The organism is Streptomyces sp. NBC_01288 (assembly GCF_035982055.1).
Taxonomy (GTDB): domain Bacteria; phylum Actinomycetota; class Actinomycetes; order Streptomycetales; family Streptomycetaceae; genus Streptomyces.
The window spans coordinates 7084202-7110934 of record NZ_CP108427.1 but is presented as its reverse complement, the minus strand read 5'-3'; the positions used below and the strand labels follow the sequence as shown (position 1 = coordinate 7110934).

Genomic DNA, 26733 nt, shown 5'->3' with positions numbered 1-26733 from the left:
ACGATCTCCTGCCTCGGATGGTCGACTTCGCACGACCATGAGGACTGCGGCACGTCACGAGCGGTTCCGGGGGACATGAAAAAGGACCCCATCGGGGTCCTCTTCACTGCTTCCTCACTGCGCTCTCCCGACTGGACTCGAACCAGTAACCTGCCGGTTAACAGCCGGCTGCTCTGCCAATTGAGCTACGGAAGACCGAAGCTCCCCCGACTGGACTCGAACCAGTAACCTGCCGGTTAACAGCCGGCTGCTCTGCCAATTGAGCTACAGGGGAATGCCTCGTTGCATCGAACGTACCTCCCTGGGTATTCGCCAGGGGGCGTGTGCTCGCTGCGACACATACATTAGCGCAAGCAGGGGGGTGCTCCGCCAATCGGTTCCCCCGGCACCGATGCCGCGCCGGAGCCCCGGAGCCCACGCAAGGGAACCTACGCAAGGGAAGGGTGGCCGTCATGCGCTACAAGCTCACGTTCGTCGTCGGACTGGCTCTGGGTTACGTGCTGGGCACGCGGGCCGGACGCGAACGCTACGAGCAGCTGAAGAAGTCGGCGCGTCAGGTCGCGCAGAACCCCGCCGTCCGCAACACCGCCGAGACGGCGGCGCAGCAGGGCCGCCAGTACGCGGGCAAGGCGTACCACGCGGTCAGCGACAAGGTCGGCGACCGGGTCCCCGACTCGGTGGCGCAGCGCGTACGGTCCCTGCGTGAGCGCAACGCGAACGGTACGGGCGAGGACGACTGGGGCACCAGCAACACATAGGGAGTCCCGACCCGGCGCCGTCACCTCCCGCCGTACGGCAGAATTTCCGCCATGGGGATAGTCGCCGGGTTGGACAGTTCGCCCGATTTCACTCGTATCGTCGTCTGCGACACGGACACGGGGTCCGTGCTCAGGCAGGGATATGCACCGCATCCGGTCGAAACCGAGACCGAGGGCGGCGGGCGGCCCTCCGATGTCGATCCACAGGCCTGGCTGCTGTCGCTGGGTGAGGCGGCCGGCGGGGGGCTGCTCGAAGGCGTGCAGGCCATCGGTGTGTCCGCGCAGCAGAACGCGCTCGTGCCGTTGGACTCGCAGGGCAACACCGTGCGGCCCGCGATGGTCGGCGGTGACAAGCGGGCGCAGGTCGCGGCGGCCGATCTGATCGACGCGCTCGGCGGGCGCGAGGCGTGGGCGCAGGCGGTGGGTTCCGTACCGCAGGCCGCGCAGCCCGTCACCAAGCTCCGCTGGCTGAACCGGACCGAGCCCGACAACGCCCGGCGGACGACCGCGCTGCTCCAGGCCCATGACTGGCTCGTGTGGCAGTTGCTCGGGCGGCCGGCGCGGAGGACGACCGACCGGGGTGGGGCTTCCGGGACCGGCTACTGGTCCGCCGCCAGCGGCGGTTACCGGCCCGATCTCGTCGAACTCGCCCTCGGCCACCAGGCCATGCTCCCCGAGGTGATCGGCCCCTCGGACGCGGCCGGTACGACCCCGGAGGGGCTGCTGATCTCCGCCGGCACCGGCGAGACCATGGCCGCCGCCTTCGGGCTCGGGATCGGGTTCGGGGACGCGGTCGTGTCGCTCGGCGCCTCCGGGTCCGTGATGGCCGTGCACCACGAGGCGCTCGTCGACCAGAGCGGGATGATCACCTCGCTGGCCGACGCGACCGGGATGCAGCTGCCGGTCGTCACCACGCTGAATGCCGTACGGACCCTGCGCGGGGCCGCCGAGCTGCTCGGGCTGCCCGATCTGGAGAGTCTGTCCGAGCTGGCGATGAAGTCGACGCCCGGGGCGCACGGGCTGGTGTTCCTGCCGTATCTGGAGGGTGAGCGGACGCCCAATCTGCCGCACACCGCGGGGACGTTGGCCGGGCTGCGGCGGGAGTCGATGAAGGCGGAGCATCTGGCGCGGGCCGCCTTCGAGGGCATGCTGTGCGGGCTCGCGGACGCGCTCGACGTGCTGCGCGGACGCGGTGTGGCCGTACGGCGGCTCTTCCTGCTCGGGTCGGCGGCGGAGCTGCCCGCCGTACAGGCCGCGGCGCCCGCGCTCTTCGGGACCCAGATCGTCGTACCGCAGCCCGCCGACTACGCCGCGATCGGCGCCGCCCGGCAGGCCGCCTGGGCGCTCGGGGTCTCCCAGGGCACCCTGGACCCGCGCAACCCGCCGCCCTGGCAGGGACCGGTCGCCCAGGTCTTCGAGCCCGGCGACGAGTTGGCCGTAGGACAGGCCGTGCGGCAGCAGTACGTGTCCGTACGGGAGCAGACCCATCCGGGCGCGTTCCGCTCGTAGGCACGTACAGCCGTCGGCGCGAATAAGGCACTTAAGGGTGCATAAGGGGCCGTAGGGCACTGCTGTTGGCTTAATCGGTTGAGGTAACGCGGGTGGAGTGTCCGACGATGGGTGCGAGGGGCACACCGCCCGCCCTCCACCCGCCGACTCCGAGAGACCCAGCGTGCTCATACGACTTCTGCGGACCTATCTCAGGCCCTACAGGAAACCCATCGCCCTGCTGGTGCTGCTGCAGTTCCTGCAGACCTGCGCCACCCTCTACCTGCCCACCCTGAACGCGCACATCATCGACAACGGTGTGGTGAAGGGGGACACCGGTTACATCCTGTCGTTCGGCGCCCTGATGATCGGGATCTCGCTGGTCCAGGTCGTGTGCAACACGGGTGCCGTCTACTACGGCGCGCGCACCGCGGCGGCCGTCGGCCGGGACATCCGGGGTGCCATCTTCGACCGGGTGCAGTCGTTCTCGGCCCGCGAGGTCGGCCAGTTCGGCGCGCCCTCGCTGATCACCCGGACGACCAATGACGTCCAGCAGGTCCAGATGCTGACCCTGATGACGTTCACCCTGCTCGTGTCGGCGCCGATCATGTGCGTCGGCGGGATCATCCTGGCGCTCGGTCTGGACGTGCCGCTGTCCGGCGTGCTGATCGCGGTGGTGCCGACGCTCACCATCTGCGTGACGCTGATCGTGCGCCGGCTGCGGCCGCTGTTCCGGTCGATGCAGGTGCGCCTCGACGCGGTGAACCGGGTGCTGCGCGAGCAGATCACCGGCAACCGCGTGATCCGCGCCTTCGTCCGGGACGAGTACGAGAAGGACCGGTTCCGCAAGGCCAACAGCGATCTCACCGAGATGCAGCTGAAGACCGGCAACCTGCTCGCGCTGATGTTCCCGGTGGTCATGACCACGGTGAACCTGTCGTCGATCGCCGTCGTGTGGTTCGGCGCGCACCGGATCGCGAGTGGCGGGATGCAGATCGGTGATCTGACCGCGTTCCTCGCCTATCTGATGCAGATCGTGATGTCCGTGATGATGGCCACCTTCATGTTCATGATGGTGCCGCGCGCGGAGGTCTGCGCCGAGCGCATCGAGGAGGTCCTCGACACGGAGAGCAGTGTCGTACCCCCGGTGGCCCCCGTCTTCGAGCTGCGCCGGCACGGGCATCTGGAGGTCCGCGGGGTCGGCTTCTGTTACCCGGGCGCCGAGGAACCCGTACTGAAGTCCATCGACCTGGTGGCCCGCCCGGGCGAGACGACGGCCGTGATCGGCTCGACCGGCAGCGGAAAGTCCACCCTTCTGAGTCTGGTCCCGCGCCTGGTTGACGCGACCGACGGCGAGGTCCTCGTCGACGGGGTCGACGTCTCGACCATCGACCCGGTCCTGCTCGCCAAGACGGTCGGCCTGGTCCCGCAGAAGCCGTACCTCTTCGCGGGCACGGTCGCGACCAACCTTCGCTACGGCAATCCCGACGCGACCGACGAGGAGTTGTGGCACGCGCTGGAGGTGGCGCAGGCCAAGGGCTTCGTCGAGGGGCTGGAGAACGGACTGGACTCCCCCATCGCGCAGGGCGGCACGAACGTCTCCGGCGGTCAGCGGCAGCGGCTCGCGATCGCGCGGACACTGGTGCAGCGGCCGGAGATCTACCTCTTCGACGACTCCTTCTCCGCCCTCGACTACGCGACCGACGCGGCGCTGCGGGCGGCGCTCTCGCAGGAGACCGCCGAGGCGACCGTGGTGATCGTGGCGCAGCGGGTGGCGACGATCAGGGACGCGGACCGGATCGTCGTACTCGACGAGGGACGGGTCGTGGGGGTGGGGCGCCATCACGAGTTGATGGCGGACAACGAGACGTATCGGGAGATCGTGCTCTCCCAGTTGACGGAAGCGGAGGCTGCCTGATGGCCGGGCCCATGGGGCGGATGATGGCCGGGACGGGCCCCGACGCCCGTTCGATGGACTTCAAGGAGTCCGGCAAGCGGCTGATCGGCCAGTTCAGGCCGGAGCGGCTGACCATCGGCCTGCTGCTGGTGTGTGTGGTGATCAGTGTCGGGCTGAACGTGGTGGGGCCGAAGATCCTCGGCAACGCCACCGACCTGGTCTTCGCGGGCATCATCGGGCGGCAGATGCCGGCCGGGACGACCAAGGCGCAGGCCCTCCAGGCGATGCGCGACCGGGGCCAGGGTTCGGTCGCGGACATGCTCAAGAGCACGGACTTCACGCCGGGCAAGGGCATCGACTTCACCTCGGTGGGTCATGTGCTGCTGCTCGCGCTGGGCACGTTCCTGGTGGCCGGGCTGCTGATGGCGGTGGCGACCCGGATGGTCAACCGGGCGGTCAACCGGACCATGTTCCGGCTGCGCGAGAGCGTGCAGACGAAGATGTCGCGCCTCCCCCTGTCGTACTTCGACAAGCGCCAGCGCGGTGAGGTCCTCTCCCGCGCGACCAACGACATCGACAACATCGGCCAGACCCTCCAGCAGTCGATGGGCCAGCTCATCAACTCGCTACTGACGATCATCGGCGTCCTCGCGATGATGTTCTGGGTGTCGTGGCTGCTCGCCCTGGTGGCGCTGGTGACCGTGCCGCTGTCGTTCCTCGTCGCCACGCGCATCGGCAAGCGCTCGCAGCCGCACTTCGTGCAGCAGTGGCGCTCGACCGGCAAGCTCAACGCGCACGTCGAGGAGATGTACACCGGGCACACCCTGGTGAAGGTCTTCGGCCGCCAGGACGAGTCGGCGCAGCTGTTCGCCGAGCAGAACGACGCACTCTACGAGGCGGGCTTCAAGGCGCAGTTCAACAGCGGTGTCATGCAGCCGCTGATGATGTTCGTGTCGAACCTCAACTACGTGCTGGTGGCGGTGGTCGGCGGCCTGCGGGTCGCGTCCGGCTCGCTCTCGATCGGTGATGTGCAGGCGTTCGTCCAGTACTCGCGCCAGTTCTCCATGCCGCTGACGCAGGTCGCGTCGATGGCGAACCTGGTCCAGTCCGGCGTCGCCTCCGCGGAACGGATCTTCGAACTCCTCGACGCCGAGGAGCAGAAGCCCGACCCGATGCCGAGCGAACGCCCCGAGGAACTCCGCGGCCTGGTCGCCCTGGAACACGTCTCCTTCCGCTACGACCCCGACAAGCCGCTCATCGAGGACCTCTCGCTGACGGTGGAACCGGGCCACACGGTCGCGATCGTCGGCCCGACCGGCGCCGGCAAGACCACCCTCGTCAACCTCCTCATGCGGTTCTACGAGGTCTCCGGCGGGCGCATCACCCTCGACGGCGTCGACATCGCGCGGATGTCCCGGGACGAACTCCGGTCCGGGATCGGCATGGTGCTCCAGGACACCTGGCTGTTCGGCGGCTCCATCGCGGACAACATCGCGTACGGGTCCTCTCGCGAGGTCACCCGGGGCGAGATCGAGGAGGCGGCGCGGGCGGCGCACGCCGACCGGTTCGTCCGTACGCTGCCCGACGGCTACGACACGGTCATCGACGACGAGGGTACGGGCGTCAGCGCCGGTGAGAAGCAGCTCATCACCATCGCGCGGGCGTTCCTGTCCGACCCGACGATCCTTGTCCTCGACGAGGCGACGTCTTCGGTCGACACCCGTACGGAGGTGTTGATCCAGAAGGCGATGGCCAAACTCGCCCATGGCCGCACGTCGTTCGTGATCGCGCACCGGCTCTCCACGATCCGGGACGCGGACACGATCCTGGTCATGGAGAACGGCTCGATCGTCGAACAGGGCGGGCACGCGCAGCTGTTGGCGGCGGACGGGGCGTATGCGCGGCTGTACAAGGCACAGTTCGCGCAGGCGGTTGCCGAGGTGGACTAACGGTCGTTCTTCGGCTGACCGCCCGTCGTGGCTGGTCGCGCAGTTCCCCGCGCCCCTAAAGGCACCTCGGCTGAGGTCCTTTTCAGGGGCGCGGGGCTGTGTACATTTGCGGCTCCGCCGCGGGGCGCGACCAGCCCCCACCGGGCCCGCACCCGGCATCAGTCCAGATAGCCCCTCAGCTGGTCCGCGAATGCATGGTCCCGGAGCTTGTTGAGCGTCTTGGACTCGATCTGGCGTATCCGCTCCCGGGTCACCCCGAAGATGCGGCCGATCTCCTCCAGCGTGCGTGGGCGGCCATCAGCCAAGCCGTACCTGAGCTGTACGACCTTCCGCTCGCGCTCCCCCAGCGTCGACAGCACAGCCTCCAGGTGCTGCCTGAGGAGGATGAACGCGGCCGATTCGACGGGGCTGGTGGCGTCGCCGTCCTCGATCAGGTCGCCGAGGGCAACGTCGTCCTCCTCCCCCACCGGCGCGTGCAACGACACCGGCTCCTGAGCCAGCCGGAGCACCTCGCTGACGCGTTCGGGCGCGAGGTCGAGGTGGTCGGCGACTTCCTCCGGCGTCGGCTCGTAGCCGCGCTCCTGGAGCATCCGGCGCTGGACGCGGACGACCCGGTTGATGAGTTCGACGACATGCACCGGGACGCGAATCGTGCGGGCCTGGTCGGCGAGGGCCCGGGACATGGCCTGGCGGATCCACCAGGTCGCGTACGTCGAGAACTTGTAGCCGCGGGCGTAGTCGAATTTCTCAACTGCCCTGATCAGCCCGAGGTTTCCCTCCTGGACGAGGTCGAGCATGGTCAGCCCGCGCCCGACGTACCGCTTGGCGACGGAGACGACGAGCCGCAGGTTCGCCTCGATCAGGCGGCGCTTGGCCATCCGGCCCATGACGACCAACTTGTCCAGGTCGAGGGCGAGTTGGCTGTCCAGATCGGACGCGCCGCCGAGCTTCTCCTCGGCGAACAGACCGGCCTCGACCCGGCGGGCGAGGTCTACCTCCTCGGCCGCGGTGAGCAGCGGGATGCGGCCGATCTCGCGCAGGTACTGGCGGAACAGGTCCGAGGAGGGCGCGCCGTTGTCGGCGGCGACCCGGCTGCGGGGCCGTACGGCGGGCTCGGGGGCCTCGGCGGTCTCCACCGCTTCGGCCGTCGGTTCTTCGAGCTCGGGCGGGCTCTCCGCTTCCGCGGTTTCGGGGTGGTGCGCGGCACGGCTCTGCGGAGGGACGGTCGCGAGGACATCGGTCTCCGCTTCCGGTTCCGCGCCGTCCGTCGTGCTGGTCTCGGTCTGGTCGAGGGTCTGGGTCTGCACGGGGGCGACCTCCAGGATGATCGCTGCCAGGGGGTACGGCAGCGGTACTTCAGGGGCGGAGTGGGCGGCCTCGCCGCAATCCGTCCCGTACTCGATGAGCGGAACCGCGGGGGTGAAGGACCCGCTGGGGACGGATCGGCCGCGCTCCGAGGACTCAGGCACCGGAACCCAGTGTGGAGTACGACACATCGCCGCCACGAGGGGCGTGCGGTGACTTTTTGAGTCCGTGCCGTGACTACGTGCTCAGAGCGCTGTGGCGCCGTGCACCTGGAGTGCCTGGTCGTACTGCTGAAGCACCCACAACTCGTTCTGTACGGCGGCCAGTTCCGCCGAGTCGCCGTGGCTGCCGAGGCGGGTGAGCGAGCCCTGGACGTCGCCGATGCGGCGTACTACGGCTCTTCGGCGGACGGTGACGAGCTGCTCGCCCGCGTAGTTCTCGTCGACCGTGCGGCGCATGATCGCCTCGACGGCCAGCTCGGTGACCATCGCGCGGACCGCGTCGTCCGGTGCCGCCTCGCGGACCCGGACGAGGTAGTCCTGGGCGTCCTGGAGGCCGTACTCGGCGCCGCCCGCCTCGATGATCGCCTCGCGTACGGCCGCGTAGGGCGGGGCGGTGAACTCGTCCACGCCGTACGCGTCGAAGGCCGGGGAGACCAAGTCCGGGCGCTGGAGGGCGAGTTTGAGGAGTTCGCGCTCGGTGGCGAAGACCGGGTTGCGGAGGGTGAGGGCGGGGCCGCCGGTGGGAGTGCGGGGGGTGGTGTCGTACTGCTGCTCGGCGCCGCCCCTCGTCGGTGCCGGGCCCTTGCCGCCGCGGTCGCGGGCCCAACGGGCCAGCTGGGCAACCCGCTTGACGACGAACTGGGTGTCCAGGATGCCGAGCATGCCGGCGAGCTGGACCGCGACCTCGTGCTGGGCGCCGCTGTTCTTGATGCGGGCGACGATCGGGGCGGCCTCGTCCAGGGCGGAGGCGCGGCCCGCGGGGGTGTCGAGGTCGTAGCGGACGACGATCTGGCGGAGCGCGAACTCGAAGAGCGGGGTGCGGGGTTGGACCAGGTCGGCGACCGCCTCGTCGCCCTTGGCGAGGCGCAGCTCGCAGGGGTCCATGTTGTCCGGGGCGATCGCGATGTACGTCTCGGCGGCGAACTTCTGGTCGTCCTCGAAGGCGCGCAGGGCCGCCTTCTGGCCGGCCGCGTCGCCGTCGAAGGTGAAGATCACGCGCGCGCTGCCGTTGTCCATCAGCAGCCTGCGGAGGATCTTGATGTGGTCGCCGCCGAAGGCCGTGCCGCAGGTGGCGATGGCGGTGGTGACTCCGGCGAGGTGGCAGGCCATGACGTCCGTGTAGCCCTCGACGACGACCGCGCGGGACGACTTGGCGATGTCCTTCTTGGCGAGGTCGATGCCGTAGAGGACCTGTGACTTCTTGTAGATCGCGGTGTCGGGCGTGTTGAGGTACTTCGGGCCGTTGTCCGACTCGTAGAGCTTCCGCGCGCCGAAGCCGACGACCTCGCCGCCGATGTCGCGGATCGGCCACATCAGGCGGCCGCGGAAGCGGTCGATGGGGCCGCGGCGGCCCTCCTGGGCGAGGCCGGAGAGGAGGATCTCCTTGTCGGTGAAGCCCTTGCCGCGGAGGAAGCGGGTGAGGTGGTCCCAGCCCTGGGGGCTGTAGCCGACGGAGAAGTGCTCGGCGGCGGACTGGTCGAAGCCGCGCTCGGCGAGGAACTTGCGGCCGGTGTCCGCCTCGGGGCTGACGGCGAGCTGCTCCACGTAGTAGTCGGCGGCGACCTTGTGGGCCTCGACCAGGCGGATGCGCTCGCCGCGCTGGTTGGCGGGGTTGTACCCGCCCTCCTCGTACCGGAGCGTGATGCCGGCCTGGGCGGCCAGCCGCTCGACCGACTCGGAGAACGTGAGGTGGTCGACCTTCATCACGAACGTGATGGTGTCGCCGCCCTCCTGGCAGCCGAAGCAGTGGAAGAGACCCTTGCTGGGGCTGACCTGGAAGGACGGCGACTTCTCGTCGTGGAAGGGGCAGAGGCCCTTGAGGTTGCCGCCGCCCGCGTTCCGCAGCTGGAGGTACTCGGACACCACGGCGTCGATCGGGACCGCGTCCCGAACCGCCTTCACGTCCTCGTCGTTGATCCGTCCTGCCACGCGTGAATTCTACGGGGCCGGACTGACACCAGTGACGACGAGATGGTTCAGACGCCCAGGCTGTCCAGTGGAACGTGTGGGTCCGCAAGGGCCTCGGTGTCCACCTGTGCCCGGGAGCGGATGAGCTGCTGGATGGGCTCTGTGACGTCCCACACATTCACATTCATCCCGGCCAGCACGCGGCCCTCCTTCAGCCAGAAGGCGATGAACTCCCGCTTGGCCGCGTCTCCCCGGATCACCACTTCGTCGTAGGAGCCCGGGGGCGCCCAGCCGGAGTACTCCATACCCAAGTCGTACTGGTCGGAGAAGAAATAGGGCACGCGGTCGTAGGTGACGTCCTTGCCGAGCATCGCGCGGGCCGCCGCCGGGCCGCCGTTGAGGGCATTCGCCCAGTGCTCCACCCGGAGGCGGATGTCGAAGAGGGCGTGGTGGAAGGCGGCCACGTCACCGGCCGCGTAGATGTCGGGGTCGGAGGTGCGCAGCCGTTCGTCGACGGCGATGCCGCCGCCGTGCGCGCGGTCGGCCAGCTCCAGTCCCGCCGCCTCGGCGAGCCCGGTGCGCGGAGCCGCGCCGATCGCCGCGAGGACGTCGTGCGCGGGGTGTTCCTCGCCGTCGTCCGTACGGGCGGCGAGCACCATGCCGTCCTGGCCGACGATCTCGGTGAGCCGGGCGCCGAAGTGGAAGCGCACGCCGTGCTCGGCGTGCAGGTCGGCGAAGAGCTGGCCCAGTTCGGGGCCGAGGACGCCGTGCAGCGGCGTCTGGGACGGTTCCACGACGGTCACCTCGGCGCCGTACTCCCGGGCCGCGGCCGCGACCTCCAGGCCGATCCAGCCGCCGCCGGCGATCACCAGATGGCCGTTGTCCCGGCCCAGGGACGCCAGCACGTTCTTGAGGCGCTCGGCGTGCGAGAGGCGGCGCAGGTGGTGAACGCCCGCGAGGTCCGTGCCCGGGATGTCGAGGCGGCGGGGTTCGGAGCCGGTGGCGATGAGCAACTTGTCGTAGCGGACCAGGGTGCCGTCGTCCCCGAAGCGCACCGTCTTCGCCGTACGGTCGACGGCGTCGACGGTCTGGCCGAGGTGCAGTTCGATGTCGTTCTGCGCGTACCAGGCGGGTTCGTGCACGAAGACGCTGTCGCGCTCCTCCTTACCGAGGAGGTAGCCCTTGGACAGTGGCGGGCGCTCGTACGGGTGGTCGCGTTCGTCGCAGATCAGTATCACGCGGCCGGTGAAGCCCTCCGCTCGGAGCGTCTCGGCCGCCTTGGCGCCGGCCAGGCCTCCTCCGATGATGACGAACGTCTGATCCGCGTCGACCACTTGATGCCTCCTCGTAAGGGTGCCGCCATATGCGAGCGTCCCGCACGCAGTGTGATGCGGGAAGGGGGTGTGGCCCGATCAGGCCACGGAGGGTCACATTCGGGCTTGTTTCGCGTCACTGTGCCCCAGCGATGTGAGATGCGCGTGAAGGGACCGCGCCGACGCGTCGGTGAGTGACGCGATCTGATCGACGATCACCCGCTTGCGGGCGCGGTCGTCGGGCGCCTCGTCGAACTGGGCGCGGAACTGCGGCTCCAGACCGTCGGGCGCGCGTGTCGTGAGCACCTCGGCGAGTTCGGCGACCACGACGCGCTCGTCGGCGCGGATGCGCTCCTGCTCCGCGCGCTGCATCACGTACCGGTCGGCGACCGCCTTGAGGACCGCGCATTCCAGCCGTGCCTCGTGGGGTACGACGAGTTCGGCGTCGTAGCGGGTGAGGCGGCCGGTGCCGTACGCCGCGCGCGTGGCGGATTCGGCGGCCAGGCAGAAGCGGCCGATGAGCTGGCTGGTGGCGTCCTTCAGGCGGGCCTGCGCCACGGCCGAACCGTCGTAGCCGTGCGGCCACCACGGCTCGTTCTGGAGCCGGTCCAGTGCTTCGGCGAGTTCGTCGGGGGCCGTGTCCGCGGGGACGTAGCGGCCGATGGCCACCTGGAAGATCTCCTGGCGTTCCGGTTCCGCGTGCAGGCAGTTGGGGTCGATGTGGCCCGCGTGCAGGCCGTCCTCGACGTCGTGCACGGAGTACGCCACGTCGTCCGACCAGTCCATCACCTGGGCCTCGAAGCACGTGCGGGTGCCGGGGGCGCCCTTGCGGACCCAGTCGAACACGGGTCTGTCGTCCTCGTAGACACCGAACTTCGGGGACTTGGGGTCGGTGGGGTGCGCTCCGCGCGGCCAGGGGTACTTGGTGGCGGCGTCGAGGGCGGCACGGGTGAGGTTGAGGCCGACGCTCACCATCTCGCCTGTCGTGTCACTTCTTACGAAGCGCTTCGGTTCGATGCGGGTGAGGAGTCTGAGGGATTGCGCGTTGCCCTCGAAGCCGCCGCAGTCGTCGGCGAATGCGTTCAGTGCCTGTTCGCCGTTGTGGCCGAAGGGGGGGTGCCCCAGGTCGTGGGAGAGGCAGGCCGCTTCCACGAGGTCCGGGTCGCAACCCAGGGCCGCGCCGAGTTCTCGGCCCACCTGGGCGCACTCCAGGGAGTGGGTCAGGCGGGTGCGGGGACTGGCGTCCCAGGCCTGGCTTCGGGTTCCTGGGGTGACCACCTGGGTTTTGCCGGCGAGGCGGCGTAGGGCGGCGGAGTGGAGGATTCGGGCGCGGTCGCGTTGGAAGGCGGTGCGGCCGGGGCGTTTGTCGGGCTCCGGTGCCCAGCGGGCGACTGACGTCGGGTCGTAGGGGTGGGGGGCTGCTGTGCGTGTACCTGCGGTGCCTGCGGTGCCTTCCATGGTTCGACAGTAAGCGGCGGTAGTGACAATTCGGGAGTTGCGGGGCGCCTATGCGTTTGCCGGGTGCGGATCGGTTGCGTCTGCGGGTGCATTGTGGCTGGTCGCGCAGTTCCCCGCGCCCCTAGGTGGGCTGCCCCTAGCTGCGTATCAAGCTGAGGCCAGCTCCGGCTCCATCGTCGCCCTTGTTTCCAGTGTCTGGTCGTAGCGGTGGAGGACCAGTCTTGCCATCGCGGGGTGGGCACCCAGGGGGGCCGATGCGATCCAGGGGGCCTGTTCGGCGCACTGGGTTGCGAAGCGGCCCGGGGCCGTGAAGCAGGATGCGACTGCCACCCTGTGGTGGCCTCGGGCCGTGAGGGTGTGGATCGCCTCGGGGACTGTGGGGGTCGCTGCGGAGGCGTAGGCCGGGATCACGGGGACGCCCAGGCGGGCGGCCAGGAGGTGGGCTGTGCGGGTGGTGTCGAGCCTTGAGTCCGGGTCTCGGGAGCCTGCCGCTGCCAGGACCACGGCGCTCGCCCTGCGGGTCCTGTCGTCCATCCTTGTGCGCCAACCCGCCTCCACCAGGCGGTCGTAGAGGGTCTCTACGAGGAGGGGGTGCGGGCCCAAAGGGGGTGCCACGCGCGTGCGTGCCTGTGCGTGTGCCTTCGCGGCCAGTTCGGGGATGTCCTGCTTGACGTGGTAGCCGCGGGACAGGAGGAGGGGGACCAGGACGGCTTCGGCGGGGCCCAGTTGGGTGAGGGTGTCCGGGAGGCGGGGCTCGTTGAGTTCGATGTGACCCAGGTGGACGGGGAGGCCGGGGCGGAGTTCGCGGACGCGGGCCGCGAGGGCTCGTACGGTGCTCAGGGCGCGCGGGTCACGGCTGCCGTGAGCGACCAGGACCAGGGCGGGCGGGACGGGGCGCTTGGTGCCGTTCAGGGAGACGAGGCTGAGCTGGTCGGCGAGTTGGGTGCTGATCCGGTTCATGAGATGCGCCGTACTGTCGAGGGTCGTGGACTCGTCCTGAGGGTGGTTCGACGCCGTCATGGAGTGATGGTGGCGGTGGGAGGTTGCCGCGCCGTTGCACGGGAATGACGGGGCTTTTCCGGGGGTTCACGGTGGGGTTCGGGGGGTGTGTGAGGTGATGTGACCTGCGGCTTACGGGTTCACAGTGAAGCCGGTCACACTGCGGGCGGCGAACCGGAGCGGGTCACGGCGCGTCTGGACTGTCGAACCCGTACGGGAGGGGCCCCTTGATGCGTTCGATGCGTGCAGTGCGTCGCCTGAGACTTCGCCGGCCTCGGCTGCGGCTGCCACGCACGCGTGCGGGATGGCGGCAGTTCGTGCAGGTGGTGGCCGCCGGGTGTGTCGTCGCGCTGCTTCCGGCGACCTGGCTGTGGGTGTCCACGGCCGACCGGCTGCGGACCCTTCAGGACGCGCCGCGCACCGATGTCGCCGTGGTGTTCGGTGCCGGGCTGTGGGACGGCGAGCCGTCGCCGTATCTCGCGCACCGGCTGGACGCGGCGGCGACGCTGTACCGGGAGGGCCGGGTGAAGGTCGTCCTGGTGACCGGCGACAACAGCCGCAAGGACTACGACGAGCCGGACGCGATGCGCGTCTACCTGGCGAAAAACGGGGTGCCACGCGCGCGCGTGGTGACCGATTACGCCGGTTTCGACACCTGGGACTCCTGCGTCCGCGCCAAGAAGATCTTCGGCGTCGACAAGGCCGTGCTCATCAGCCAGAACTTCCACATCCGGCGGGCGGTCGCGCTGTGCGACGCGGCGGGGGTCGACTCGTACGGCGTCGGTGTCGACGAATCGCACAACGCGACCTGGTACTACGGCGGCACCCGCGAGGTGCTCGCGGCGGGCAAGGCGGCGCTGGACCTGATGTTCCATCCCGATCCGCACTTCCTCGGACCGAAGGAGAAGGGCATCACGCGGGCGTTGGCCTCCGGCAACTGAGGCCCCCTCAGCGGCGGTTGATCCAGTCGCCGCCCTCGATCAGCTTGCCGTGGGTGCGGAGGCGGGCGGTGATGGCGGGGGCGGCGAGGTACACCCAGGCGCGCACGGGCGTGCCGTCGGTGTCGCGGGTCACCCGGCGTTCGACGCGTTCGTAGAGGTTGGCCGGGTCGCCGGGGGCGTAGTCCTCAAGTCGGTCCAGTTCCCTGAGGAGTTGGGGGTGGGCCTCGGGGCGTGCGGTGACGAGTTCGCCGACGATCACCGAGCCGGGGGCCTCGACGGCGTACGGGTAGCCGGGGCCGTCGTAGAGGGCGGCGTCGTGGAGGCGTCCCGGCTCCTCCGACTCCGTGCGGCCGCGCAGGAAGAGGTCGTGGTTGGGCTCGCCGGGGCGGAGCGTGCCGTAGACGAAGAAGGGGAGGGGCGTCGAGGGGGTCGTCATCGCTCTCCTTGATCCCGGAAGTCTTTGATCCCTGAAGTCTTTGCACGCGCTATGGACATGACATGTCATGGCCCCTTTAAATCTCATTCAACATCAACGCAGCCCCCACGCCCCCCACTTGCGTTCTTGAGGAGAGCCATGAGTCGGACACGGCACATTCGAGGTTCCCGTCTCGCCACGGCCGGTGTCGCGGCCGGCGCCGCGACCCTGTTGGCCGCCACCCTCGCCCCCATCGCCCACGCGGCCGACCGGCCGTCCCGGACCACCGCGATCGCGAACGCCGCGTCGGCGTTGGTGGCCCATGCGGCGGGCTTGGGGCTGACGACCGCGGAGGGCACGTCGGTTCGTGACGTGATCGTCGACGCGGACGGCACCCAGCATGTCCGCTACGACCGTACGTTCCACCAACTCCCCGTACTCGGCGGCGACTTCGTGGTCCATCTCGCCCCCGACGGCAGTTACCGGAGCGCCGACCGCGCGACCCGGAGCTCCATATCCCTGTCGTCCGTGACGCCGAAGGTGGCCGCTCCGAAGGCGGCGGACCTGGCGGTGAACGCGTTGCGGGCGGCGAATCTCGGTGAGGTACTGAAGGGGGTGACCGCCAAGCCCCAGCTGATAGTCGACGCCCTGCACGGGGCCCCGAAGCTCGCCTGGCGGACGAACGTGGTCGCCAAGGACTCGCTCGGCAACCCGGTCGCCCGCACGGTGCTGACCGACGCCCGCAGCGGCGCCCAGATCGACGCCTGGGACAGCGTGGAGACGGCGACGGGCGACGGGAAGTCGCTGTACAGCGGGACGGTGCCGTTGGAGACGACGCTGTCGGGATCGACGTATCAGCTCAAGGACGCGACGCGCGGCGGGACGTACACCGGTGACGCGGCGAACAAGACCGACCTGTGCATCCTCGGCATCTGCATCAGCCGCGCCCCGTCCACGGTGTTCACGGACACCGACAACCACTGGGGTACGGGGGCGAGTTCGGATCGTTCGTCGGCTGCGGTGGACGCGCAGTACGGCACGGACGAGACGTGGGACTACTACAAGAACGTCCACGGCCGGAACGGCATCGCGGGCGACGGCAAGGGCTCGTACAACCGCGTCCACTACGGCAACAGCTACAACAACGCGTTCTGGGACGACAGTTGCTTCTGCATGACGTACGGCGACGGTGACGGTACGCAGCTCGGTCCGCTGGTGGCGCTGGATGTCGCCGGGCACGAGATGACGCACGGCGTGACGTCCAAGACGGCGGCGCTGACGTACTCGGGCGAGTCCGGCGGGCTGAACGAGGCGACCTCGGACATCATGGGCACGCTGGTGGAGTGGTACGCCAACAACTCCTCCGATCTCGGGGACTACTTGATCGGCGAGAAGATCGTGCGGTCGGGCTTCGGCAAGGCGGCGCTGCGGTTCATGGACCAGCCGTCCAAGGACGGGAATTCGGCGGACTGCTGGAGTTCGTCGGTCGGGAATCTCGACGTGCACTACTCGTCGGGTGTCGCCAACCACTTCGCGTATCTCCTCGCGGAGGGCAGCGGCGCGAAGACCATCAACGGCGTCAGCTACAACTCGCCCACGTGCAACAGCTCTTCGGTGAACGGCATCGGCCGGGACAAGCTCGGGGCGATCTGGTACCGGGCGTTGACGGTCTACATGACGTCCTCGACGAACTACGCGGGGGCGCGGACGGCGACGCTCAGCGCGGCGAAGGACCTCTATGGGGTGGGGAGTTCGGAGTACGGCGCGGTGGCGGCGGCGTGGAGTGCGGTGAGTGTGGGGTGAGTTGATGCTCGGAGCCTGCCGTTCGGCGGAGTAATGCCGTGGCGATGGCGGGGCGGCGCTGGCTAGGCTCCGGTGCCGCCTCGCAGACCCGGAGCCCCATGTCGTCCAAGGCCAAGATGCACCCCGCCGAACTCGACATCGACACGGAGCTGGTGCGCCGGCTGGTCGCCGAACAGTTCCCGGAGCGGGCGGAGTTGACCGTCATCCGGGTCGCCTCGGCCGGGACCGACAACGCGATGTTCCGGTTGGGCGAGGACATGGTCGTACGGCTGCCTCGACTGCCGGGCGGGGCACGGCAGATCGAGACGGAACAGCGGTGGTTGCCGCGGCTGGCACCGCGGTTGCCGCTCGCTGTTCCGGTGCCGTTGGCCATGGGTGAGCCGGGGCGGGGGTACGGGCTGCGGTGGGGTGTGTACGGCTGGCTGGACGGGGAGAACGCGTACGACTCGCCGCCGACCGAACTCGCCGACACGGCGGTCGAGTTGGGTCGTTTCGTCGCCGCGCTGCGGCGGCTGGACGCGGTGGGCGGGCCCGTGTCCTTCCGGGGCGGGCCGCTCAATGCGCAGGACGCGGATGTCCGTAAGGCGATCGAGGAACTCGGCGCGGACGGCACCCATGACCCGGCCCTCGCGACGGCGGCCTGGGAGCACGCCCTTGCCCTCCCCCGGTGGGAAGCCGCCCCCGTCTGGCTCCACGGCGACCTCCTCCCCGGCAACCTGCTCGCCACGGCCGGCCGACTCACCGCGGTCATCGACTTCGGCTGCCTCGGGGTCGGCGATCCGGCGGCGGACGCGCTGCCCGCGTGGGCCCTGTTCTCCGCCGGGACGCGTGAACTCTTCCGCGAGGCGGGCGAGTTCGAGGACGAGGTGTGGGGCCGGGGGCGGGGGTGGGCGTTGTGCTTCGGGTTGGTGGCCGAGCACTACTACCGGGGCGGGCGGAATCCGGTGTTGGCGGGGGTGGGTCATCGGGCTGTGCGGGAAGTGTTGGGGGAGCGGGATCAAGGGTGTTGTGCTCCCCGGGCCCGGCGTTAGGGTCCCGTCATGGAGATCATCAAGGGCGCCGGCGTGTGGAAACGCCCCGGCGAGGCGGGCAATGACTGGACCGAACAGTTACGGACGGCGGATCTGTCGGTGGGGACATACTGCGTCCCGGTAGGCGGGGTGGATGCCCAGAGCCCGCACACCGAGGACGAGATCTATGTCGTCACGGCCGGACGCGCCAGGATCGAGACACCGGGCCGGACGGACGAGGTGGGTCCCGGGGCGGTGATCTTCGTGCCGGCCGGTGAAGAGCACCGGTTCACGGAAGTGACCGAAGACCTGGTGCTGCTCGTGGTGTTCGGACCCGCGTACGGCTCGCGCTCGCCCGCGTCCTGACGATCAGGAGGTGGCCGATCCGGGGTGCCCAGCGGGCGTCCGGTGATCTGCGTGTTGCCCGTGCGAGGTCTCGGGCCGCCGTATCCACGCGGCCGGCAGCCGAAGGGCCTCCTCGGAGCTGGAGCCCGCCTCGGCGGTGTAGACGCTCAGCCGCTGGTCCGGGTCCGCGGGCAGGGTGAGGCACTCGTAGTTGAGGGTGAGCGGGCCGACGATCGGGTGGTGGAAGTGTTTGCTGCCGTGCGTGTGCCGGTGCACGTTCCGGTCGGCCCACCAACGGCGGAAGCCCTCGTCCGCGACGGAGAGTTCGCCGACGGGTTCGGCCGGCAGCGGATCGTGGGGGTGGCGTCCGGCGTCGCGCCGGAGCGAGGCCACGATGTCGTGGGCGTGGATGTCCCAGTGCGTGTACAGCGAGCGGGCTGCCTCGTCGCGGAACATGAACCGCACCAGGTTCCGCTCGCGGTGCGGCAGCGCGTGCTCGGACAGCCGTACGCCGTATGCCGGGTGGCCCGTGGCGGCGCGCGTGCGCAACTCGTCGATCCGGCCCTGCGCGGCGTAGACCTCCGCCAGCCGCGCGGGCCAGGCCCGCACCGGTCGAGGCCGCCGACCGCAGCTCTTCGACGCGTTCTTCCTCAACGAGCCTGCTCAAGTGCCGAGTTGTCGCCGCGTCGTCGTCGGCCCGTTCGGCCGAGGCCGCCTTGCCCCAGTCGATGCTCGCCCGCCGGCCGGACTCCCGCTCGCCCGCCTGTAGTTCACCCGTCCATCGAGTCTCCGCCATACGGCAGATGATGGCGCCATGACTGATCAACGCGAGGTTTCCATCGTCCGCCGGCCAGGCCGGACCCTCTCCGCCGACGACGGACTGGGCGAGTTGCTGACGGCCTACCACCTGCGGACGGAGGCCGAGAAGGGGCAGGCCGTTGCCGATGCGGACGCGCTGCCTGACCGGTACCAGGCGGAGATCTCGGACCCGCGGACCGCGTTCGTCGACGATGTCGTGCTGGTGGCTGTGAGCGGGAGCGCCGCGGTGGGCTGTGTGGTGGTGACCGCCCCCGCCGACGGGCGGTCGGAGATCAAACGGCTCTGGACGGACCCGGCGTTCCGGGGCCGGGGGGTCGCCTCGGGCCTGCTCGACGCGGCGATTGCGCACGCGGCGGAAAGCGGCGCGGGCGCCGTGCGGTTGTCGGTGTGGAAGTGGCGGACCGGGGCCATCGCCCTGTACGAACGGTTCGGCTTCGCCGTCACCGAGTCATGGGACGAGCGGGATCAACTGGTCTGCATGGAGCGGGCCTTGTGACTGCTGTCGTACGACGTCCACCTCGCACCACACCGCCTTGCCCACGGTGAGCTCGCGCACGCCCCAACGGTCCGCGATCTGACCGACGATCAGCAGGCCACGCCCGAACATGTCGTCCTCGGTGGCCTCACGGAGGTTAGGCCGTAACTCACCCTTCGGGTCGGACACCGCGATGCGTACGGCACGTTCGGTGAAGGTGAGTTCGACCCGGAAGAGCCGGTCGCGCAGACACCCGTGCAGTACGGCGTTTCCGCCCAGCTCGGAGACCAACAGGGCGGTGTCCGAGGCGAGTTCAGGGTGACCCCACTCGGTGAGGAGCCGGTGCGCTCGACGGCGGGCGAGGGTGACGCTCTTGGGGAGCGGGGTGTAGTCGAGGCGGTCGTGATGGAGGGGGACTTCGGGGGCGACCATGTCGCTCACCTCCGGGCAGGGGCGAGCCGCGCCGCGAATCAACTGGCGCCGCTCTGCGATCGGTTCGTGACCGACGGTAGAGGTGGTTCGGCGCGCGGCGCAAGTAACTCTCGGAGGAATTCCCCCGAAGGGTGTTTGCGATGCCTCGTGGCACCGCGCCAGACTGATCACACGCACACGTCTGAAGGGGTACCTACGTGACATCGCCGACGCAGGGCCACAGCACATCAACCGTCCTGGGACGCCGACTCGGCGGTGAACTCACCAAGTTGCGCACAGCGGCCGGCCTCAACCAGACCCAGGCGGGCAAGGCGCTCACCGCATCCACGACCAAGGTCGCGAAGATGGAGGGCGGTTGGGTTCCGATGCGCGACCCCGACCTTCGGGCGCTGTGTGAGTTGTACGGCGTTCGCGATCCCAGCATTGTCGGCGGGCTCCTCGAACTGGCCAGGATCGACCGGGAGCGCCGGAAGGCCAAAGGCTGGTGGGACGACTTCGTCATCCCAGGCGTCATGCAGGAGTACGTCGCACTGGAGAGCGCCGCGACGGCCATCAAGGCATGGCAACCGGCTTTCATCCCCGGACTCCTCCAAACCCCGGACTACGTCCGGGCGTTGAGGGGGAGCCCCGAGGCAGAGGTGGTCAAGGGCCCCGAGTCGGACGAGGACTTCATCGCTGCGCGACTCGCCCGCCAAAGGCGTCTGTCCGACACTCCGCCCCTCTCCGTTCACGCGGTGATCTACGAAGCGGCGCTGCGCAACTTCCCCAGCGGCGCGGCAACGGCGAGCGGTCAGCTCGACAGCCTTGCGAAAATGGCCGAACTCCCCAGTGTCACCCTCCAGATCTTCCCCTTCGGCGCCGGTACACACCCAGGCCTGAACGGCTCGTTCAACGTCCTCTCGTTCGCCGCTTCCGGAGCCATGGACGTCGTCTACGTGGAGGCTCCGTTTGCTCAGCGCTGGGTGGAGGGCGGTGAATCCGCATCCGCATACGATGAGTTGTTCGGGATGATCGCCGAACGCTCTCTCGGTGAGCGGGAGTCGGTGTCGTTTCTCCACAAGCTACGCAAGGAACTGTGAGTCGTGCGCGCATTCGAGTACCGGAAGTCCAGCTACAGCGATCAGGCTGCCGAGTGCGTCGAGATAGCCACCAACATCCCCACCACCATCGCCGTACGCGACTCCAAGAACCCCAACGGCCCCTCCCTCCAACTCAACCCCGCCACCTGGACCGCGTTCCAAGCCTCCCTCCCCCCAACCTCCGCGCCCCACTGAGCTTCTCTTCAGCGGATCGTGGCGCGGAGCCGGTCCTGTGTCTCGTGCATCAGGTCCCGTGCCGTGGCCGCACAGGCTCCGCCCAGCGTGCCGTCCCGCTTGGCGAACTCCCCGCCGACCAGGACTGTCTCGACGTCGGCCGGGCCGGCGCCCAGCACGAGCATCGCTACCGGGTCGCCGAAGCCGTCCAGGTGGGGCGAACGCAGGTCGACGACGGTGATGTCGGCCTGCTTGCCGGGGGTGAGCGAGCCGGTCCGGTCGGCGAGGCCGAGTACCTGGGCGCCGCCGAGCGTGGCCAGCCGCAGCATGTCCCGCTGGTGCAGGGCGACTTCGTGCACGAGCTCGTTGCGGGCGAGGGACCCGGCGTTGGCGCGCGAGCGTTCCGCGGCCAGCGCGAGGCGCATCTCGGAGAACAGGTCGGTCCCGGCGCTGCACACGGTGTCGACCCCGAATCCGGAGACGATGTCACGTTCCAGAGCTCGCCCGGTGGCCGGGTAGGTGCCGAACTGCATCAGCATGTCCGTGCTCGGGGTGATGGTCACGGTCCCGCCCGAGGCGGCGATCAAGTCCATCTCCTCGTCGGTCAGTTGGTTGGCGTGGATGTAGTTGACGTCCGGGCCGAGCAGCCCGTCCCGGCGGAGCGCGGTGACCGCGTCCGCGGTGCCGGCCATCCCGACGTGGACGGAGATCGGCAGGCCGAGTTCGCGGGCGAAGGCGAAGTCCTGGCGGTTGCGCTCCGGGGAGGTGAAGCACGGCCCGCGCAGCGCCATGCCCATCCGCAGCCGCCCGTTGTCGCCGGCGCCGCCGTTGCCGCCGTTGCCGGGGAAATGCTCGTCGCGCATGCGCCGGGCGTCCAGCGGGTGCGGCGGGTTCGGGTCGTCGTCGGCCGGGCCGGGGCCGCCGTAGAAGAACAGGCCGCGGATTCCGGATTCACGCAGGCCGCGCAGGTTGGCATCGGCGTGGTCGGCCGACTGGAGTGCGTGGGCCCAGTCGCCGATCGTGGTGATTCCCGCGTCCAGCGCCTGTAGCGCTCCCCACAGCGTGCCGGCGTAGATGTCGGTCGGAGTGTGCCGGAGGGAGATCCCGGTCAGTACGGCCGGTCCGTAGCCGTATCCGGTCATCTGCGGGGTGAAACCGGCGATCGCGCCCTGCCAGACGTGTCGGTGCGTGTCGATCAGGCCCGGGATCACCAGTCGGCCGCGCGCGTCGACGACCTCGGTGTCCGGTCCCGGGCGCAGGCCGACACCGATCTGCGTGATGACACCGTCCCGCACCCGCACGTCACCGCCGGGTACGTCGCCGAGCGCGTCGTCGAGCGTCACGACGTGGCCACCGGTGATCAGGATTTCTTCGGACATCGTCGAACTCCGTTTCGGTTGACGCGACTTGGGGGTGGCCGGGCCGGCCGTCTCGGAACCTGGCCGGGTCATCGCGACGTGCGGATCGAGGCGCCCGTGAGCTGGGCGCAGTAGTCGAGCAGGGCGTCCTGAACCGTCGCGTCGTACGCCTTGGCGGGCACGGAGCGCTGCTCCTGGTGGTAGAAGTGCCGGCCGGTGACGTGCGCGGCCTCGTCGTCGCTGACGGCGAGCCATGCCTGGGTCACCGGGGCCAGGTCCAGGTCGTCGGGTGCGCCGGGGCCGCCCATTTTGGTCGCGACCCAGCCGGGTTCCACGGAGTTCGACAGCACGTCGGGCCAACGCCGCGCGACACCGAGCGCGAGCAGGACGTCGAACAGCTTGCTGTCGCTGTACGCCTGCGCCCCGCTCCAGCGCCGGTCGGTCCACTGCGGATCGGACAGGTCCGCTTCCCCGCCGCGGGCCATGCCCGAACTGAGGTAGACCAGCCGGTCGGGCCGCGTCATCAACGCGGTCAGCAGGTAGGGCGCGAGCACATTGACCGTGAACAGCTGGGACAGGCCGTCGACCGTCTCGACACGGCGCGGCTCGCGGTAGCCGATGCCCGCGTTGTGGATGACGGCGTCGAACCGGCCCGCCGCGTCGGCCTGGGCGGCAACCGAACGGATCCCGTCGAGGGACCCCAGATCACCCACCAGCACCTTCTCGGCAGCGGGCAGGACCGCACGCGCATGCGCGGCTCGCGCGGTGTCGCGAGCGTGCGGCGTCACCGTGTGGCCTTGGCCGATCAGCAGGCGAGCGGCCATCAGGCCCAGGCCGTCGGCGGATCCGGTGATCAGGACGTGAGCCATCGTCGCACCTCCTTGAGGGTGCCCGAGATGTGTCTCGGGTTGTCCACTGTCGATCTGCCGGGGGCGCCCTGTCCAAGACCCTTTGCGTCGCCTGTGATGCCCGCGCGTCATGCCCCGCGGGCATCACAGAGCGCGAAACAGGTCTTGGACGGGACCGGCGACCAGGCCGCACCGTGGAGTCACACCTGATGAACGATGAACAGCGAGGGATGGCGTGAAGATCTTCCTGACGGGCGGATCCGGCTACATCGGCCGGGCCACGATCGCCGAACTGGTACGACGAGGCCACTCCGTGGAGGCGCTGGCGCGCAGCGAGCAGTCGGCACGGACCGTGACAGCCGCCGGGGCGGTCGAGGTGCGCGGTGGACTCGCCGACCTGGACGTCCTCAACCACGCGGCCGCACGCGCCGAGGCGGTGATCCATCTCGCGCAGGCCAGCTCCGCGGGCATGGATCTCGCCGCGGCCACGGCCATGCAGGACGGCGTCGGGGCCGGACCCTACGTGCACACCGGTGGGACCTGGGTCTACGGCGACACCGACGGCGTACAGGACGAGAGCGCACCGTGGAATCCACCCGGCGTGGTGGCATGGCGCAGGTCGGTCGAGGACGCGGTCTCGGCACGCGCCGCCGAAGGCGGTCGCCCCGTCGTCGTGCAGCCCGGGCTGCTCTACGGAGGCGACAACCGGCTGATCGAACATTTCTTCATCGCGCCGGGTAAATTGAGGGGTGCTGTCCCGTACATCGGTACCGGCGCCAACCGGTGGAGTCTCGTGCACATCGACGACATGGCCACGCTCTACGCCGCCGCACTCTCGGCGAAGGCGGGATCGGTCTACATCGGGGTCGGCGAGGGCCACCCGACGATGAAGCAGGTCGCCGAAGCGGCTTCGCGCGGTGCCGGACTCGACGGCAGGACGGTCTCGATCACCCTGGAGCAGGCCCGCGCCGAGATGGGCCCGGTCGCGGACGCGTTCGCGCTGGACCAGCGCCTCACCTCGGCCAAGGCCCGCCGCGAGCTGGGCTGGGCACCGACGCACGGTGACCCGCTCGCCACCTTCGCGCGCGGCTGATCACCCGGAGGAACCGCATGGACGTCGACCTGCGCAAGCTTCGCTACTTCCTCGCGGTGGCCGAGGAACTCCACTTCGGACGCGCCGCGGAGCGCCTGCACATCACCCAGCCCGTGCTCTCCCGCCAGATCCGGGTGCTCGAAAGCGAGCTGGGCGTGGACGTGTTCATGCGCGACCGCCGCAGCACCGTGCTCACACCGGCAGGCGAACAACTCGTCCGCGACGCCGGGCCTCTGCTGGCGAGCGCGGACGCACTGCTGCGGCGGGTACGCGCCGCGAGCGAGAGCGTCACCCGCCTCACGATCGGGTTCATGCCGGGCATCACGTTGACCCCCGTCGTTCGCCTGCTGCGCGAGCGCCACCCCGGGCTGGACGTACGGATGTTGCGCACCGGCTGGCACGACCAGGTGGACGTGCTCCACGACGCCCGCGCGGATGTCGGCATCGTCCGCCTGCCGATCGACCCGGCGGGCCTGGAGATCAGGCCGCTCTACACCGAACCGCGCCTCGTCATGGTGGCCTCGTCCCATCCCCTCGCCGGCAAGGAGACCGTGCGGGTCGCCGACCTGGCGGCCGATCACCTCCTCCAGGACCCCGACGCCGTCCCCGAATGGCGCGACATCGCGGTGGAACTGCGAACCGGTGAGCGCCGCCCGGTGCCGGCGATCCACAGCGTCGAGGAGAAACTCGAACTCGTCGCCGGCGGACAGGGGATCGCCGTGATCCCGGCGTCCACCGCGAACTTCTACACCCGGCCCGGCGTCGAGGCGATCCCGGTCGACGACCTCGGCCCCAACCATGTCGCGGCCGCCTGGCCCACCGGGCGAACCACCGGCCTGGTCGAGGAGTTCGTCGACGCGGCCACCACCCTGCTGCCCGAACAGGAGGCCACGACACGTGTTTCCTGATCCGCTTTCCTGATCCGCCGCGAGGACTACCGTCAGTGGGTCGTCCCCACGTTCATCGGTCGCGGACGTAAGGCCGTCGCCCGCTGTGGGCAACGGCCTTTTCCGCCAGGCGAGTTGAGGCAGGTCTGCCCGGGTCAGGCGGCCAACTCCCGCTCAGCCGACCCCTCTTGAGCCTCGGTCGCCGGCTCCCCCGGCTTCCCGTCCCGCATCACCACCGCCGCCAGCACCCCGGCCGCCACCACCCCGACCGCGCTCACCATGAAGGTCGTTGACATGGCCTGCGTGAACGCCTCCCGAGCCGCCCGGACCAGCCCCGCGTCCCCGTGTGCCGCGGCCAGCGCCCCGCCGATCGAGTGGCGGGCCTCATCGGGCGTACCGGAGGGCATCTCGTCGGCGAAGCCGCTCGACAGGAGGGAGCCGAGGATCGCGATGCCGAGGGCCGTACCGGCTTGCTGGATCGTGTCGTTGAGGGCGGAGCCGACGCCCGCCTTGTCCTCCGGGATCGTGCCCATGAGGGCGCCCACCGCCGCCGGCATCGCGAGGCCCGCGCCCAGGCCGAGGAGGCCGAGGGCCACCGCAGGGATAGTGAAGCCGGTGTCCGCCGTGACCGTCGTCAGCAGGACGAAGGACGACGCCATCACCAGCATGCCCGCCAGGATCAGGTACCGATGGCCGTACCTCGCCGTGAACTTGGCACCGGCCGCGTTGCCGACCAGCGCGGTGACCGCCAGCGGGACGAAGGCCAGGCCCGCCTTGACCGGTGAGTAGCCGAGGACGAACTGAAGGTACTGGGTGAGGACCAGCAGCAGGCCGCCGTTGCCTATCTGGACCAGGGTCAGGGAGAGCGAACCGCCGCTGAAATCACGGTGCTTGAAGAGGACCAGCGGGACCATCGGGGTCGGTGTGACGTTCTCCCAGATCACGAATCCGGCCAGCCCCACCACCGCCACCGCGAGGGTGACCAGGCCGCGGCCCGTGAACGCGCCGTGCTGCGGGATCTCGATGATCCACCAGATCAGCGCCGTCATACCGACCGCCGACAGCACCGCGCCCAGCGGATCCGGCTTCTGCCAGGGGCCCTTGGACTCGGGCATCAGCGTCACACCGGCCACCAACGCGAGCGCTACGACCGGGACGTTGAGGAAGAAGATGGAGTGCCACGAGAAGTGGTCGATCAGTACGCCGCCGAGCACCGGGCTGCCGACCAGCGCGAGCATCGACACCGACCCCCAGGCCGCCATCGCCCTGCCGCGTTCCTCCGCGTCGAAGACCGTGATGAGGATCGAGAGCGTCGACGGCATGATCAGCGCGCCGCCCACCCCCATCGCCACCCGTACGGCGATCACCTCACCGGGGTTCGTGCAGAACGTCGCCGCCAGTGACGCCGCTCCGAACAGCACCAGCCCGATCAGCATCACCTTCCGGCGGCCGAAGCGGTCGCCGAGGCTGCCGGAGGTCAGCAGCAGGCCGGCGAAGACCAGGATGTAGGAGTCGAGGATCCACTGGGTGTCCTGGGCGCTCGCCCCGATGCTCGCGGTCATCGACGGGACCGCCACGGTCAGCGCCATGCTGTCGACCACCAGCACCAACGAGCTGAGGCACAGCACAACGAGGATCCACCAGCGCCGGGGGTTTCGGGTTTCCATGGGGCTTCCCTTCAGAGACACCGTTCGGCTTTGTGCGTACACCGTTCCTTCGATGCGCACACTGTACGCACAGCAGAACGGCGTGCGCAAT

The 26733-nt window shown here is 69.7% G+C and carries 24 protein-coding genes and 2 tRNA genes; 13 read left to right on the top strand and 13 right to left on the bottom strand.

The features are described 5' to 3' along the window. Positions 1-122 precede the first annotated feature (122 nt). Together OG194_RS32225 and OG194_RS32220 are read right to left on the bottom strand one after the other, a co-directional pair. Positions 123-195, bottom strand: a tRNA-Asn gene (locus OG194_RS32225). Positions 196-201: 6 nt separating this feature from the next. Then, positions 202-274 (bottom strand) — tRNA-Asn (locus OG194_RS32220). 178 nt (positions 275-452) lie between these two features. Here OG194_RS32220 and OG194_RS32215 point away from each other — a divergent pair. The 4 genes from OG194_RS32215 (at position 453) to OG194_RS32200 (ending at position 6092) form a co-directional block, all read left to right on the top strand. Further along, entirely contained in the window at positions 453-758 is a 306-nt protein-coding gene (locus tag OG194_RS32215; RefSeq protein WP_020684218.1) for a hypothetical protein, read from the top strand. Between the two features lie 51 nt (positions 759-809). Continuing rightward, positions 810-2267, top strand: coding sequence for a xylulokinase (locus OG194_RS32210; protein WP_327404286.1), 1458 nt, complete (start codon positions 810-812; stop codon positions 2265-2267). Between the two features lie 163 nt (positions 2268-2430). Then, on the top strand, positions 2431-4164 hold the full coding sequence (locus OG194_RS32205) for an ABC transporter ATP-binding protein (protein WP_327404285.1): 1734 nt from the start codon (positions 2431-2433) through the stop codon (positions 4162-4164). Next, positions 4164-6092 (top strand): ABC transporter ATP-binding protein, encoded by a 1929-nt coding sequence (locus OG194_RS32200; RefSeq protein WP_327404284.1) that lies wholly within the window; start codon positions 4164-4166, stop codon positions 6090-6092. Before OG194_RS32205 ends, OG194_RS32200 begins: the two co-directional genes overlap by 1 nt. 158 nt (positions 6093-6250) lie before the next feature. Here OG194_RS32200 and OG194_RS32195 read toward each other — a convergent pair whose 3' ends face one another. The 5 genes from OG194_RS32195 to OG194_RS32175 form a co-directional block, all read right to left on the bottom strand. Continuing rightward, positions 6251-7561, bottom strand: a complete 1311-nt coding sequence (locus tag OG194_RS32195; RefSeq protein WP_327404283.1) for an RNA polymerase sigma factor — start codon at positions 7559-7561, stop codon at positions 6251-6253. A gap of 81 nt (positions 7562-7642) precedes the next feature. Next, on the bottom strand, positions 7643-9547 hold the full coding sequence (gene dnaG, locus OG194_RS32190; protein ID WP_327404282.1) for a DNA primase: 1905 nt from the start codon (positions 9545-9547) through the stop codon (positions 7643-7645). A 47-nt stretch (positions 9548-9594) separates the two neighbouring features. Next, a complete protein-coding gene (locus tag OG194_RS32185; RefSeq protein WP_327404281.1) occupies positions 9595-10860 on the bottom strand; it encodes an NAD(P)/FAD-dependent oxidoreductase in 1266 nt (421 codons plus the stop codon). Between the two features lie 93 nt (positions 10861-10953). After that, positions 10954-12297 carry a deoxyguanosinetriphosphate triphosphohydrolase gene (locus OG194_RS32180; protein ID WP_327404280.1) on the bottom strand — a complete coding sequence of 448 codons (1344 nt, stop codon included), beginning with the start codon at positions 12295-12297 and terminating at the stop codon, positions 10954-10956. A gap of 147 nt (positions 12298-12444) precedes the next feature. Continuing rightward, a complete protein-coding gene (locus OG194_RS32175) occupies positions 12445-13317 on the bottom strand; it encodes a sirohydrochlorin chelatase (RefSeq protein WP_327404279.1) in 873 nt (290 codons plus the stop codon). A 218-nt stretch (positions 13318-13535) separates the two neighbouring features. Here OG194_RS32175 and OG194_RS32170 point away from each other — a divergent pair, with 218 nt between their 5' ends. After that, positions 13536-14237 carry a SanA/YdcF family protein gene (locus OG194_RS32170; protein ID WP_442811662.1) on the top strand — a complete coding sequence of 234 codons (702 nt, stop codon included), beginning with the start codon at positions 13536-13538 and terminating at the stop codon, positions 14235-14237. A gap of 7 nt (positions 14238-14244) precedes the next feature. On the opposite strand, the gene OG194_RS32165 is transcribed toward OG194_RS32170, so the two are convergent. After that, complete coding sequence (locus tag OG194_RS32165; RefSeq protein WP_327404277.1) at positions 14245-14673, bottom strand: gamma-glutamylcyclotransferase family protein; 429 nt, start codon at positions 14671-14673, stop codon at positions 14245-14247. 138 nt (positions 14674-14811) lie between these two features. Between OG194_RS32165 and OG194_RS32160 the strand changes: the two genes are divergently transcribed. The 3 genes from OG194_RS32160 to OG194_RS32150 all read left to right on the top strand — a co-directional run bounded on the left by OG194_RS32160 (position 14812) and on the right by OG194_RS32150 (position 17831). Beyond that, the gene (locus tag OG194_RS32160) at positions 14812-16455 is read left to right on the top strand and encodes a M4 family metallopeptidase (RefSeq protein ID WP_327404276.1); all 1644 of its coding nucleotides are present in this window, start codon (positions 14812-14814) and stop codon (positions 16453-16455) included. 98 nt (positions 16456-16553) lie between these two features. Beyond that, the gene (locus tag OG194_RS32155) at positions 16554-17486 is read left to right on the top strand and encodes an aminoglycoside phosphotransferase family protein (protein ID WP_327404275.1); all 933 of its coding nucleotides are present in this window, start codon (positions 16554-16556) and stop codon (positions 17484-17486) included. A gap of 9 nt (positions 17487-17495) precedes the next feature. Further along, complete coding sequence (locus OG194_RS32150; RefSeq protein ID WP_327404274.1) at positions 17496-17831, top strand: cupin domain-containing protein; 336 nt, start codon at positions 17496-17498, stop codon at positions 17829-17831. Positions 17832-17834: 3 nt separating this feature from the next. Here the strand turns inward: OG194_RS32150 and OG194_RS32145 are convergent, their stop codons facing one another. Then, a complete protein-coding gene (locus OG194_RS32145; RefSeq protein ID WP_327404273.1) occupies positions 17835-18419 on the bottom strand; it encodes an MmyB family transcriptional regulator in 585 nt (194 codons plus the stop codon). Between the two features lie 205 nt (positions 18420-18624). On the opposite strand from OG194_RS32145, the gene OG194_RS32140 reads away from it, so the two are divergent. After that, positions 18625-19125, top strand: a complete 501-nt coding sequence (locus OG194_RS32140; protein ID WP_327404272.1) for a GNAT family N-acetyltransferase — start codon at positions 18625-18627, stop codon at positions 19123-19125. Here the strand turns inward: OG194_RS32140 and OG194_RS32135 are convergent. Next, entirely contained in the window at positions 19078-19536 is a 459-nt protein-coding gene (locus OG194_RS32135) for an ATP-binding protein (protein ID WP_327404271.1), read from the bottom strand. The genes OG194_RS32140 and OG194_RS32135 overlap by 48 nt on opposite strands. Positions 19537-19733: 197 nt before the next feature. Between OG194_RS32135 and OG194_RS32130 the strand changes: the two genes are divergently transcribed. Together OG194_RS32130 and OG194_RS32125 are read left to right on the top strand one after the other, a co-directional pair. Then, complete coding sequence (locus OG194_RS32130) at positions 19734-20615, top strand: helix-turn-helix domain-containing protein (protein ID WP_327404270.1); 882 nt, start codon at positions 19734-19736, stop codon at positions 20613-20615. 3 nt (positions 20616-20618) lie between these two features. After that, the gene (locus OG194_RS32125; protein WP_327404269.1) at positions 20619-20810 is read left to right on the top strand and encodes a DUF397 domain-containing protein; all 192 of its coding nucleotides are present in this window, start codon (positions 20619-20621) and stop codon (positions 20808-20810) included. An 8-nt stretch (positions 20811-20818) separates the two neighbouring features. On the opposite strand, the gene OG194_RS32120 is transcribed toward OG194_RS32125, so the two are convergent. Further along, a complete protein-coding gene (locus OG194_RS32120) occupies positions 20819-22168 on the bottom strand; it encodes an amidohydrolase family protein (protein ID WP_327404268.1) in 1350 nt (449 codons plus the stop codon). A 68-nt stretch (positions 22169-22236) separates the two neighbouring features. After that, the gene (locus tag OG194_RS32115; RefSeq protein ID WP_327404267.1) at positions 22237-23016 is read right to left on the bottom strand and encodes an SDR family NAD(P)-dependent oxidoreductase; all 780 of its coding nucleotides are present in this window, start codon (positions 23014-23016) and stop codon (positions 22237-22239) included. A gap of 214 nt (positions 23017-23230) precedes the next feature. Between OG194_RS32115 and OG194_RS32110 the strand changes: the two genes are divergently transcribed. Then, positions 23231-24088: an NAD-dependent epimerase/dehydratase family protein gene (locus OG194_RS32110; RefSeq protein WP_327404266.1), complete on the top strand. Its 858-nt coding sequence runs from the start codon at positions 23231-23233 to the stop codon at positions 24086-24088. Between the two features lie 17 nt (positions 24089-24105). After that, positions 24106-24996, top strand: coding sequence for a LysR family transcriptional regulator (locus tag OG194_RS32105; RefSeq protein WP_327404265.1), 891 nt, complete (start codon positions 24106-24108; stop codon positions 24994-24996). A 134-nt stretch (positions 24997-25130) separates the two neighbouring features. On the opposite strand, the gene OG194_RS32100 is transcribed toward OG194_RS32105, so the two are convergent. Further along, entirely contained in the window at positions 25131-26642 is a 1512-nt protein-coding gene (locus tag OG194_RS32100; protein ID WP_327404264.1) for an MFS transporter, read from the bottom strand. Positions 26643-26733 lie beyond the last annotated feature (91 nt).